Source organism: Wenyingzhuangia sp. IMCC45467, assembly GCF_054111205.1.
The window spans coordinates 2,934,975-2,947,939 of the sequence record NZ_CM134196.1; the positions used below are offsets into that span (position 1 = coordinate 2,934,975).

A 12,965-nucleotide genomic window follows, 5' to 3' on the forward strand; every position below is an offset into this window, starting at 1 on the left:
AATTATTAATATAAAAAATAAAATACATTAAAAAATTATGGGAATTATCTCTTTTGTGGCCTTTACCTTATTGGTAGCGCTTATTTCGTATTTAGCGACTAGAAAAACTGACGAAACATCATCTGATGGATATTTTTTAGGAGGTAGAAGTTTAACAGGGCCTGTAATTGCAGGGTCATTATTATTAACCAACTTATCAACAGAGCAAATTGTTGGATTGAACGGAGTTTCGTTTGCAGATGGTTTACCTGTAATCGCTTATGAAGTAGTTGCTGCCATAGCAATGGTTTTTACTGCTTTTGTTTTATTACCAAGATATTTAAAAGGAGGAATTGCAACCATTCCACAATTCTTAGAAAAAAGATATGGAAAAGTTACAAAAACAATTGTTTCATTGTTGTTCCTATTAGGATATGCAATTTCTATGTTGCCAACTGTATTATATTCAGGAGCTTTAGCAATTAATACAATGTTTGATATTCCCGAAGCTTTAAATATGACTGCTGAAGCTACTTTATGGGTAACCGTTTTAGCTATTGGAATTATTGGTAGTATTTATGCAATTTTTGGAGGTTTAAAAGCAGTTGCTGTTTCAGATTCTATTAATGCGGTAGGATTAATTGTTGGTGGGTCTTTAATTCCAATATTTGGTTTGATGTATATTGGAGATGGAAATGTATTTACAGGGTTAGATATTTTAACAACAGAGTTACCAGAGAAATTTGTGATTATTGGAGATGCAACTTCTGCAGTACCATTTTGGACTTTGTTTACGGGAATGATTATTGTAAACTTTTATTACTGGGGAACCAACCAAGCTATCATTCAAAGAGCTTTAGGAGCTAAAAATTTAAAAGAAGGACAAAAAGGATTAATTATAGCTGCTTTTCTTAAGATTTTAGGACCAATTATTGTTGCACTACCAGGAATTATTGCATTCTATATTTTTAATGGTGATTTGGCTAATGCCGATGAGGCTTATCCTATGTTGGTAAGAAAAGTATTGCCAACAGCATTTATTGGTTTCTTTGCAGCAGTATTATTTGGGGCTATTTTAAGTTCATTTAACAGTGCATTAAATAGTTCTGTTACTTTGTTTGGTTTAGATTTTTATAAAGAATATATTAATAAAGAAGCAAACGAAAGACAAGTGGTTAAAGCAGGGAAAACGTTTGGTTTTATTTTGGCTTTGTTTTCAATGGGAATTGCTCCATTATTATACGGAGTTCAAGGAGGAATTTTTACTTACCTACAAGAATTAAATGGATCTTATAGTGTGCCAATTTTAGCCATTATTATTGTTGGATATTTTTCTAAAAGAGTATCTGGAAAAGCAGCGAATATTGCTATTATATTTAGTGTGGTAACATACTTAGTTTCTTTATATATTATCAAGCCTATATTTACAGAGAAAGGGATATTCTTCCCTCATTTCTTACACTTAATGGGGATTATTTTTGTTCTAGCTGTCTTGATTTTGTATGGGTTTAGTCGTGTGAAACCAAGAGAATCTGACTTTGAGTTAGAATATACCAAACAAGTTGACATTACTCCTTGGAAATATTTAAAACCAGTAGGGGCAATGGTTCTGTTAATAGTTGTTAGTTTATATATCTATTTAAGTTAGATTTTAAATATTTTTTAACATATATACAAAAGGTTTTTTGATGATTTTATCAAAAAACCTTTTGTTGTTTTATTGTAGAAAAATATTCTATCATGTTGAATGATAATCAGTCCTAAAAATAAATGTAAAAAAAGTGAAATTTATTTTTAAATATCTTAATAGAAGTTATATATTTGCATCCCGTAAGGAAAACAAGAAATTGTAATTCTTTACTAAGTTCAGAAATAAATTAGAATATAAAATACTAGGTGGCATAGCTCAGCTGGATAGAGCACCTGCCTTCTAAGCAGGCGGTCGAAGGTTCGAATCCTTCTGCCATCACATAAACCCTTACTATTAATTTAGTAAGGGTTTTTTGTTTTGTATCAATTGTTTATTCATGTAGGTGCAGGATGCTATTTCTTCTAATTTATTTTAGATTTAAACCTTTAAATAATATTCATGAAAAATTATAGAGTTCTATTATTAGTGTTGGTTTGTTTCTTAGTTATTTCTTGTAAGGGAGCTAAGAAAAATGAAAGCGAGAAAAACAACGAAACAAGTAAATTTAAACCAGCATGGGTAGATAAAGTAGGTGCTAAGGTCTTTGATGTTCAGAGTAATATATATTATGTAAATAATTATGGAGCAGTAAATGATGGGGTCACTTTAAATACCAAAGCTATTCAGAAAACAATTGATGAATGTGCTAAAAATGGAGGAGGAACGGTTACTTTTAAACCAGGAGAGTATTTATCAGGATCTGTTTTTATCAAATCAAATATTAAGTTTTTAGTGCCTAAAGGAGTAACTATTAAAGGGAGTGAAAATATTAAGGATTATAAAGAAATAGACACTCGTATTGCAGGAATAGAAATGGTTTGGCCAGCTGCTTTAATTAATGTTAAAGATCAAAATAATGTTTCGCTTGAAGGAGACGGAATTATTGATGGTCAGGGTAAAGTGTTTTGGGATTATTATTGGGATTTACGTAAAAACGATTACGAACCAAGAGGTTTGCGTTGGATTGTAGATTACGATGCAAAAAGACCAAGAACTTTATTGGTGTCTAATTCCGAAAATGTTTTTGTAAAACAATTAAATATTCAAAGAGCTGGTTTTTGGACTGTACAAGTTTTATATTCTAAATATGTAACTGTAGATGGATTGGTGATCAGAAATAATATTGGAGGGCATGGACCAAGTACGGATGGAATTGATATAGATTCATCTAAATGGATTTTGGTTCAGAATTGTGATATTGATTGTAATGATGATAATTTTTGTTTAAAAGCAGGAAGAGATTGGGATGGTCAACGAGTAAACAAATCAACCGAATATGTGGTAATTAAAGATTGTATGGCAAGGCAAGGAGCTGGTTTGTTTACAATTGGTAGTGAAACATCAGGAAGTATTCGTCATGTATATGTATCTAATATTCACGGATTGGGTACTAAAAATGGATTGAATATAAAATCGGCAACCAATAGAGGAGGAACTGTTGAAGATATTTATATGGAAAACATTAAAATGGATAGTGTAGGTACTTTTATGCAAGTGGGAATGAATTGGAATCCAAACTATAGTTATTCAAAATTACCAAAAGAGTTTAATCCTGATGAAATTCCATTGCACTGGAAAAAAATGTTAAAACGTGTTCCTAAAGAAAAAGGAATTCCTACGTTTAAAAACATCACCTTAAATAATATTGATGTCAAAGGAGCAAAAATAGCCATTAATGTACATGGTGTAGAAAGTTCTATTATTGAAAACGTTACTCTAAATAATGTTAAAATCCAAGCAGAAACTGCAGGAGAAGTTAATTATAGTGCTAACTGGAGTTTAAAAAATGTAAAGATTATTGCTAAAGATAAATCTATGGTGATGTTAGAAAACACCAATCAAGTTAATTTTCCAGAGTCTACATATCATGTTGAAGAATAATTTTTAATTTAGTGCAACTTGTAATTAAATAGAAAAATGAAAAAATCGGTAAAAGTAATTTCATCAATAGCCCTCACCACACTTTTATTTGTGTCCTGTAAAACGGCAAATCAAACAAATATTGTGTTGAGTAATACCTCTAACTTTGACCTAAAAGATAAGCCCATTTCTATTGAAAGAAATTCCTTGTCTGTTGATATTAATAATGCTAAAAAGCACCCTTTAGTTACAATTAATACCGATACAATTCCCTCACAATTGATAGATGTAGATGACAATGGAGTATGGGATGAATTGTTTTTTGTAACTGATTTTTCTTCTCAAGAAGTAAAAACAGTTCTGTTGAGTTGGGTAGATGAAGTGCCTAATTATAAAATTAGAACCAGTGCTAGGTTTGGAAAAAGAATGGCTAAAGATAGTGTGGTAAAGCCTGCTTTACAAGAGGTTTTAATGGCTAATGAGTTGCCTAAAAGTTTAGGGTATCAACAATATCAAACAGATGGACCTTCTTGGGAAAATGATAAAGTAGGGTTTAGGCATTATTTAGATGGTAGAAATGCTAAAGATTTGTTTGGTAAAAAAACAACAAAAATGTCTCCAGAAAATGTTGGTATTAATGATAAAGGAGCAGTGGAGGATAATTATCATGTAATGGAGTTTTGGGGGAGAGATATTTTATCTGTAGGAAACTCTGTTGGTTTAGGGGGGTATGCGTTAATACAAGAAGATAATTTGCTAAGGTTAGGGGTTACTGTAAACGATTCTGTTAATAATGTTGAAAGAACAACTTTTAAAATTCAAACAGAAGGGCCTGTAACATCTGTTTTAACGTATGATTATCAAAATTGGAAGCCTAGTTTACATCAATATTCGGTTCATGAAAAAACAACTATTTGGCCAGGAATGTACGGATATAAAAATACCGTGTCGGTAACAGGTTTACAAGGTGATGAACATTTAGCTGTTGGGTTGGTAAATATTAACAATAACAAGCCGTTACATGTTTTAAAAGAAAATGATGACTTTGTAGTGCTATATACGCATGACAAACAAACCTATAATAAAGAATGGTGGTTAGGAATGGCTATTATTTTACCAAAAAAATTATATATAGGTTATATAGATGCTCCAGATACAGGAAATTTAAGTAAAACCTACTTGGCAAAATTAAAAATAGAGAACAATAAACCAGTTAGTTATTATGCTGTGGCAGGATGGGAAATAAGTGATGAAAGATTTAAGGATGAAGCTTTTTTTAAATCTTATGTGATTGATTTAACCAATCAGTTATCTGCTAAAATTAATGTTGAAATTAATAATTAAGATCATTCTGTTGTTTACATAAAAAAGTCTCATCAATTAATTGATGAGACTTTTTTTATAAAATTTATTTTAAATAATCTTTAATTCCGTAACTAGCCAAAACCCCTTCTCCTGTAGCTGCCGCTACTTGAGCGATGGCACCTTCCCTACAGTCTCCAGCAGCAAAAATACCTTTTACAGAGGTTTCTGCTAAGTTTTTGGTAGTGATAAACCCCTTTTTATTTAGGCTGACAATGTCTTTAAAACTTTTTGTGTTAGGAATTAAGCCAATAAAAATAAAAGCTCCATCGGCAGTAATTTCCTTTTCTTCTTGTGTTTCATTGTTTTTGATGATCACTCCTTTAAATAGGTTTTTATTATTTTTAGTAAATTTAAGAGGAGTGTTGTTGGTGTAAACTTCAATATTTTTAATGGTATTTAGCTTTTCTACATAGGTTTTAGAAGCTTTAAATTCTGAAGATCTATTGATGATTTTTACGGTTTTACAGAATCCAGCTAAGAAAATTCCTTCTTCTAGGGCTGAATTTCCACCACCAATAACAATAACTACTTTGTCTCTATAAAATGCTCCATCGCAAGTAGCACAAAAATGAATACCAGAGCCAATTAAATCTCTTTCATTAGGGATACCTAATTTTCTGTAGGTAGATCCAGTGGACAGTACTATGGTTTTTGTAAGGTAAGTTCCCATAATGGTAGTGAGTTCAAATAATTCTCCTTTTTTTTCAATGGCAGATACTTCTTCACCTGTTTTTATTTCTGCACCATATGTTTTTGCTTGATGTTCCATGCGTTCCATCAACTTAGGTCCAGAAATTTCATTAAAACCAGGGTAGTTCTCAATTTTTTCAGTTAAAAATGCGTTTCCTCCAATGTTCTTCTTTTCTAAAATTAAAGTATCAAATCTATCTCTTTGTGCATAAATGGCTGTAGTTAATCCTGCAGCACCTCCTCCAATAATAATGCTATCATATACCTTGTGCTCTTTGTTGGCATCAATATTAAAAAGTTCTTTTAGTTTAGCGTTGTTCGGATTTGTATATGGTTTGTTGTTGAGAATAATGGTAGGGATAATTCTTTTACCGTTGTTAATGCTTTCTACTTTATCAGTAGCCCATTGATGTTTGTCTACATCAATAAACTGATATTTAATTTGGTTATCATCTAAATAACTTTTGGCTCTTCTACAATCTGGACACCAATCGGCACCAAATAAAATTAACTGGCCTTTGGTGTTTATGCCTAATACACTAGCAAGTTTTGCATTATTAGGATTTGTATAAGGTTTGTTGTTAATAATTATTGTTGGAATAATTCTTTTTCCATTATTAATGGTTTCTACTTTTTCTGTAGCCTTTTTATTTAAATCAACATCTATAAATTTAAAATCAATCTTGTTTTCTTTTAAGTAAGATTTGGCTCTTCTGCAATCTGGACACCAATCGGCACCATATAATATAATGTTGTTCATTGTTTTGTTTTAAAGATAGTCGTAAACAAGATAAACGATTTACATAAAAAAGCCTTATCGTTTTTTTTTGATAAGGCTTTGTAGTTAATTAATAATGTTGTTTTATAATAGTTGGTAAACCACAGTTAAGCTCTTTACATAAGTAATGGTTCCTGCATTGATATCAATTGAAGGGGTTGCCATGTTATCTGAAGCTTCAAAGCTAACATTGGTTTTGTACATTACGGGTCTTGGACTTGGTGTAGGGCTTTCGCCGTTATTGCTAATAGAGTTAATAATTATTTTAACTTTTTTGTTATCTGAAGTTAAAAGTTTTGGTCTATTTTCAATTTCTTTAGATAATTTATCTGCTAAAATATTAGCGTTGCTTAGTGCTTTTATGTAAGCATCATTTTCAGCCTCTTCTTTTTTGCTGTAATCATATTGAATTCCATTTACGGTGATATCTTCGTTACTTAGAAGATCAGCATATATTTTTTCTAGGTTTTTTAAATCTCTAAAAGTAACGGAAGTACTAATGCTGGCTCTATATCCTTTAAAAACTTTTTCGCTTTTTACCCAATCATACTCTTTGTTAATTTGTATGTTGCTTGTCTGAATATCTTTTTTGTCAATTTTAAGCTTTAAAAGTTTGTGATTTAAATTTTTAGAAATGTCTAAAATAATTTCTTTTAAGTCATCAGCATTTTTATTTGTTTTGGTAATGCTAATATTGGTTGATGCAATATCAGGAGTTACTTCAACTTCTCCTTTGGCTGTTAAAGATATGGTTTGTGCGTTAAGGGTTGTAAAACCACAAACAACAATAAAAGTTACGGCTATAATTAATTTGATTTTTTTCATATAATAATGTTTTTTAAGTGATGATAAAGGTAGTAAAGGAAAAGTCGTGCCAAGTTTTTAAGAAGCTCTGTTGTTGTATTTGTTGGTGTTCATTTCCGCTTTTTTATATTTCCAATTCATCCACTTTTCTCCTAGTGTTTTTCTCATTAAATTTTCTACATTTCTCATTACAACAATATTGTAAACAGCCTTTGCTACATTTGATGGTTTTTTAGCAATGGTTCTTAAGCTCATAGAAAAACCAGGCGTAATATATCTCATGTAGTGCCAATATCCTTCTGGAATGTATAACATGTCTCCATGTTCTAAATTGGCAATATAACCGCTTGCGTTTTTTAAGGCAGGGAATTTTTCAAAATCAGGATTAGAAAAGTCAATATCTCTAAGAGTCATTAAAGAATTGGGGACTTTATACATGTATTTGTTTTGGTTTTGGTCAAACAATATACATTGTTTTTTTCCTTCAAAGTGGAAGTGAAAAATATTAGCTAAATCAATATCATAATGCATAAAAGTGTAAGAGTCGTAACCTCCAAAAAATAGAGTAGGCAAACTTTTAATAAAAGTAAGTCCAACATCTGGGTATTTAAAATCGTTTTGTAACTGAGGGATTTCTTTTAAAATATTCCATAAAAAAATTCTGAATTTAGTAGGTTCTTTTTTTAACAAATCTACATAATCCGTCATTTTCATTTTTGCATGTGGACTGTTGAACTTTGCTTTAGGGTCTACAGGTCTATCATCATATAAAGGGACTTCTTTATCTCCGGCAATTTTTTTCATATAGTCTAGAGACCATTTGCTATGTGCTGGCCAATTTTTTGAGTAATTCTTTACAATAACTGGTTTTTGTGGTTTAAAATAGTTTTGTATAAACTCTTCTTTGCTCATTTCGGTGAGTATGTCTATTTCTTCTAATTTAAGCTTCATAATATTGACTACTTTTTACAAAGTTTGTATTCTAAAAATACAACAATATATGTACCATTGTTTTGGTGAATTTTATTTTAAAAACTTTTCTGGTATAGGAGCCTTTATTGTAAAACAAGTATTGTTGTAGTAAAATTTTAATTTCCAGGCATGTAAAAACAAACAGTCGGTAGAATAAGTAAGTGGATTATTTTTAAAATAATTCTTATCCTTATATCCTTCATCCCCTACAATAGGAAGATTTAGGTTTGCTAAATGTAGCCTTATCTGATTGGTTCTACCTGTATGAGGTGTAACTTCTAATAAAGTGGTGTTTTTGGTTGGATACCTTTCTAAAACTTTAAATTCTGTATAAGCATCAATTCCTTCTTCTGAACTTTCCCTGGCTCCTCCAGATGTTTTGTTGGTTCCTATTTTTGTATTGGAGTTAAAATTATTGGTTGTTGGATTTCCTTCTACCAATGCTAAATAATTTTTTTGTGTAGATTTGTTTTCAAACTGTTCTCCAATAGTTTTAACAATTTCTTTATTCCTGCCCAAAATGACAAGACCTGTAGTGTTTGCATCTAGTCTGTGAATAATTTTTAAGTCTTCTTTTGGGAAAGCAAGTTTTAAAATTTCGGTTAAACTATTTTTGTTAAACCTACCACTAGGATGCATAGGAAGTGGGGCAGGTTTGTTTATAATAATAATGTTTTCATCGCTAAACAATAAATCAATATTGTTGTTAACCCATGGTTCTTTTCTAGGTTCAGAAGTATGCTCTGTAATATCTCCTCCTTTTACAAGGGTAAATGTTGTTGCAGGTTTTCCGTTAACCAATAAGGTTTGATTTTTAATTTTTGTTAACCAAGTTTCTTTGTTTGATCTAGGAACAAGTTTTAGAAAAAAATCGATAATATTCATTCCTTCATACTTTTTTTTAACCGGTAGTTTGTATTGAGTAGCATATGCAAAACTCCCTGGTAAGGGCTCTGTAGCTAATTTTATTTGATGGTTAAAAGTTGATTTGGAAATGGAGGTTGTCATAATATAAAAGTAATAAAAACAAAAAAGCTCATAGCAATAAATAACTACGAGCTTATGCATAATATATTTTTTACTTTAGGACTGTTGTGGGGCATTGGCTTTTTTAACAAACTTTGTTAAAATTACAATATGTGTTCCTTCAACACGGCCTTCAATATGTTCTGCATTGTCATGCACCAAAGTAATATTTCTTACAGCTGTTCCTCTTTTGGCGGTAAAGTTTCCCCCACCTTTAACATCTAAATCTTTAATTAAAGTAATAGTGTCTCCATTTTCAAGAATTGCTCCGTTAGAGTCTCTGTGGATAATTTTTTCATCGTCACTTAAGTGATCTCCTGTAGCTTCGGCAAAACGTAAATCAGTATCCTCAAAATACATCATGTCTAGTAAGTCTTGTGGCCAGCCTTCAGCTTTTAGTCTATGTAGCATTCGCCAAGCTGTAATTTGTACCGCTTTGTGTTCGCTCCACATGGAATCGTTTAAGCATCTCCAGTGATTTGCATCCATGTTTTCTGGATTTTCAATCTGATCTTTGCAAGTGTCACATATTAATATATTAGTATCTAAGGTATCAATCAAACTAGGTTTTAACCTAAAGTCATTTAAATTTTCTGTGGTAGTACATAACTCACATTGGTTTCCGCTTCTTGCTTCAAGTTCTTGTTTGATATTCATTAATAAAGCTAATTTGATAGTATTGTTGAAAAGAGAAATTGTTGTATTCCTAATTCGTTATTTGTTCATTCTTTGTCTTACAGTTTCATATAAAAAAGCACCACAAGCAACAGATACATTTAAAGAACCTATTTTACCTAATAAAGGAAGTTTAACCTTTACATCTGCAATTTTAAGTATAGAAGGATTAATTCCTCTGTCTTCAGATCCCATTACAATAGCAGTGGGTTTTGTAAAGTCGCCATCAAAAATTGTTTCTTCCGTTTTTTCGGTAGCACAAACAATTTGAATGTCGGCAGCTTGTAACATAAAAATAGCATCCTTAATGTGGTCTACCTTACAAATAGGGACATTAAAAGCGGCTCCTGCTGATGTTTTTACTGTTTCTCCGTTAATAGGTGCGTTCCCTGTTTTGGGAATAATAATTCCGTGAGCACCTGTACATTCTGCAGTACGAATGATAGCTCCAAAATTTCTTACATCAGATAACTGATCTAATAAGATAAACAACGGAGTTTCACCTTTTTCAATAGTACTGGTAATTAAACTGTCTAAATCATAAAAAGAAATAGGGGCGATGAGTGCAGCTGCACCTTGATGAACATTGTTTCTAGACATTCTGTCTAATTTTTCAATTGGCACAATGCTAGAGGTAATATTGTTGTTTTTTATCAATTGTTTTAACTCGGTCATTAATGTACCGTTTACATCCTTTTGTAAAAAAACTTTGTCGATAGAGCTTCCAGCATTAATAGCTTCAATAATTGCTCGGATACCGAATATTTTTGATGTTTGTTTTTCCATGTTGCAAATGTACTACTTTAGTGTAAAGTTTATAGTATTAAGTATAAAGTTTCAATATATGTAATTAATTAGTTTTTATAGTTATTTGCTTTGTACTCTGTGCTTAATACTTTGTGCTAATGTTAAAAAATCGTCACAAAATTAATATGGAACAATCCGTTGTTTAAATTAAAACTAGTGTTTTGGTTTTTTCCAACAGCATAACTAATTTTCATCAATCCAGATGGAATCCCTAATGTATAACCTAAACCAAAACTTAATAAATTGTTTTCTTGGTTTATGTTTTTAAAATATCCAACATCGCTAAAACCATAAAGGTAGCTAGTAATATTGGTAAAATATCTATATTCAATGTTTGCGTAGTTATATAAATGAGCAATAATACTTTGTTCTAAAAATCCACGCATAGTGGTAGCTCCACCTGTTCGGTATAGTTCGTTAATGTTTTTGTAAGGTGAACGTAAATATGCATTTCTGTTCTCTAAAAATATTTGATTGGTAGAACTGACTTCAAATGAATAAATGATATCACTTTTAAAAGTTTGTTGTTGAATGGTTCTTGTAGGTTCATTTTTTGTTCCCAATCCAATATCTAGTTTTACTTTGGTTTTAGAAATACCAAAACTGTTTAATTCGTTGTATATATATTGTGTTCCAAAAACATTTTTTTTGTACTCAGTAATATTATCGCTAGATATGTTTAATGTAGAAGAGTTTTCAGTGTGATAATAAGCATTAATTAAATGTTTATAGTGGGGTTTGTAACCCAGGGTAAACTTATGTTGTGTGTTTACAAAAGTACTATCTCGTCTAAAAATATTCAAGTTGTAGCCAGCATGTATAGGAGAGTTAAAAATATAGGGGTTGTCAATTAGTAAATCCACCTCTTGTTGATCTTCACCAGTGTTGTTCCATTTAAAAGCAAATGTTTCTCCTTTGTGTAAAGTGTTGGTTAACGAGATGTCTACATAACCATTAAACTTTATTTTGTTTTGTCCTTCTTTGTTGCTAAAACCTAATAGAGCATCAAGTTTGTTTGCTTTTACTTTTTCAAGATATAAATACAAGTGCGTGGAATCTTTGGTGAACAAAACAGCAGGTTTCTTTTTGTTTTTTACAAAGTTTAGTTGATTGATTTTTTTCTCCGTAGTATTTAAAAGTTCTTTGCTGAATGGTTTTTTTGATGAAATGTAGTATTTCAAAAACCTTTTAGAGAAACGGTTGTAGCCTTTTACAATGGTTTTGGTGATGTGTCTTTTGTTAGATTGATTAATGAGTAAGTTACAAAATAAAGTATCATTTTTTAAGTAGTGATTTGTTAGTTTTATTTCTGTAAAATTTTCACCTTGTTTATCAAAATCATTATTGATGCTTTCCATCCATTTGGTAATGTTGTTAGGGCTTATATATATAGTCTCTTTTTTTGTTTTTAATATTTGCTGAATTCTATAGGGTATTTTCTTAATACCAACTACAGAAGTTTTTCTCCCTAAGTCAATTAAATAATTATTAATACTGTCTTTTTGGGTACGTGTTGTGTTAAAAAAATAATAACCTTCGTTGTTTAATTTTTTTTCTAATAAGGTAAAGTCATGAATGTTATTTATGGTTATATCACTTTCTAAACTATCTTTTATTACAAAATGCATGGTTTTCTCCTGAGCCATAGTAGGCTTAATAGAGAATAAGAGTAAAGAAAAAATAAAAATGAATGTTAAAATCTTCATAAAATCAAAACTAATAGATTTCTTTTTTTGATGTAATATTTTATGTTTAAATATCACAAAATAATTTTTTGAAATTCATTCTGTAGTATGTGGTTCAAAATCAAAAAATAACTAAAAAATAAAATTAACTCATTGATATTTGATTAATTAGAAAATATTTGTACTTTTGCAAGCCCTTGGAGATGATTCTGAGGGAAAATATTAAAACGTTATATATATATTAATTTATGCCAACTATTCAACAATTAGTTAGAAAAGGAAGAGCCCAAGTTACTAAGAAGAGTAAATCGGCTGCTTTGAAGGCATGTCCACAACGTCGTGGAGTATGTACGCGTGTTTATACTACAACACCTAAGAAACCTAACTCGGCAATGCGTAAAGTAGCCCGTGTTAGATTGACAAATGGTAATGAGATAAACGCTTACATTCCAGGAGAAGGACATAACCTACAAGAGCACTCGATAGTATTAGTAAGGGGAGGAAGAGTAAAAGATTTACCAGGGGTAAAGTATCACGTAGTACGTGGAGCTTTAGATACAGCTGGTGTTGAGGGAAGAACTCAACGTAGATCTAAGTATGGAACAAAGCGTCCAAAAAAATAATCTATAATCTT

At 30.8% G+C, this 12,965-nt stretch carries 11 protein-coding genes and 1 tRNA gene; 5 read left to right on the forward strand and 7 right to left on the reverse strand.

Going from position 1 to position 12,965, the window contains the following annotated elements:
- Positions 1 to 37: 37 nt before the first annotated feature.
- From ACXGQT_RS12390 to ACXGQT_RS12405, 4 genes are all read left to right on the forward strand, one after another.
- Complete coding sequence (locus ACXGQT_RS12390) at positions 38 to 1,627, forward strand: solute:sodium symporter family transporter (RefSeq protein WP_457828907.1); 1,590 nt, start codon at positions 38 to 40, stop codon at positions 1,625 to 1,627.
- 247 nt (positions 1,628 to 1,874) lie between these two features.
- A tRNA-Arg gene (locus ACXGQT_RS12395) sits at positions 1,875 to 1,948 on the forward strand.
- A gap of 120 nt (positions 1,949 to 2,068) precedes the next feature.
- On the forward strand, positions 2,069 to 3,550 hold the full coding sequence (locus tag ACXGQT_RS12400) for a glycoside hydrolase family 28 protein (RefSeq protein WP_457828908.1): 1,482 nt from the start codon (positions 2,069 to 2,071) through the stop codon (positions 3,548 to 3,550).
- A gap of 36 nt (positions 3,551 to 3,586) precedes the next feature.
- Entirely contained in the window at positions 3,587 to 4,873 is a 1,287-nt protein-coding gene (locus tag ACXGQT_RS12405; RefSeq protein WP_457828909.1) for a DUF4861 domain-containing protein, read from the forward strand.
- Positions 4,874 to 4,937: 64 nt separating this feature from the next.
- Here ACXGQT_RS12405 and ACXGQT_RS12410 read toward each other — a convergent pair whose 3' ends face one another.
- From ACXGQT_RS12410 to ACXGQT_RS12440, 7 genes are all read right to left on the reverse strand, one after another.
- Positions 4,938 to 6,344 (reverse strand): FAD-dependent oxidoreductase, encoded by a 1,407-nt coding sequence (locus tag ACXGQT_RS12410; RefSeq protein WP_457828910.1) that lies wholly within the window; start codon positions 6,342 to 6,344, stop codon positions 4,938 to 4,940.
- Between the two features lie 102 nt (positions 6,345 to 6,446).
- Positions 6,447 to 7,187, reverse strand: a complete 741-nt coding sequence (locus ACXGQT_RS12415; protein WP_457828911.1) for an SIMPL domain-containing protein — start codon at positions 7,185 to 7,187, stop codon at positions 6,447 to 6,449.
- Between the two features lie 57 nt (positions 7,188 to 7,244).
- Positions 7,245 to 8,117 carry a cupin-like domain-containing protein gene (locus tag ACXGQT_RS12420; protein WP_457828912.1) on the reverse strand — a complete coding sequence of 291 codons (873 nt, stop codon included), beginning with the start codon at positions 8,115 to 8,117 and terminating at the stop codon, positions 7,245 to 7,247.
- 72 nt (positions 8,118 to 8,189) lie between these two features.
- Positions 8,190 to 9,146 (reverse strand): RluA family pseudouridine synthase, encoded by a 957-nt coding sequence (locus ACXGQT_RS12425; RefSeq protein WP_457828913.1) that lies wholly within the window; start codon positions 9,144 to 9,146, stop codon positions 8,190 to 8,192.
- A 75-nt stretch (positions 9,147 to 9,221) separates the two neighbouring features.
- Positions 9,222 to 9,821 carry a PhnA domain-containing protein gene (locus ACXGQT_RS12430; RefSeq protein ID WP_457828914.1) on the reverse strand — a complete coding sequence of 200 codons (600 nt, stop codon included), beginning with the start codon at positions 9,819 to 9,821 and terminating at the stop codon, positions 9,222 to 9,224.
- A 57-nt stretch (positions 9,822 to 9,878) separates the two neighbouring features.
- Positions 9,879 to 10,625: a 23S rRNA (guanosine(2251)-2'-O)-methyltransferase RlmB gene (gene rlmB, locus ACXGQT_RS12435; protein WP_457828915.1), complete on the reverse strand. Its 747-nt coding sequence runs from the start codon at positions 10,623 to 10,625 to the stop codon at positions 9,879 to 9,881.
- 122 nt (positions 10,626 to 10,747) lie between these two features.
- Positions 10,748 to 12,409, reverse strand: a complete 1,662-nt coding sequence (locus ACXGQT_RS12440) for a hypothetical protein (protein WP_457828916.1) — start codon at positions 12,407 to 12,409, stop codon at positions 10,748 to 10,750.
- 170 nt (positions 12,410 to 12,579) lie between these two features.
- On the opposite strand from ACXGQT_RS12440, the gene rpsL reads away from it, so the two are divergent.
- A complete protein-coding gene (rpsL, locus tag ACXGQT_RS12445; RefSeq protein ID WP_068827466.1) occupies positions 12,580 to 12,954 on the forward strand; it encodes a 30S ribosomal protein S12 in 375 nt (124 codons plus the stop codon).
- Positions 12,955 to 12,965 lie beyond the last annotated feature (11 nt).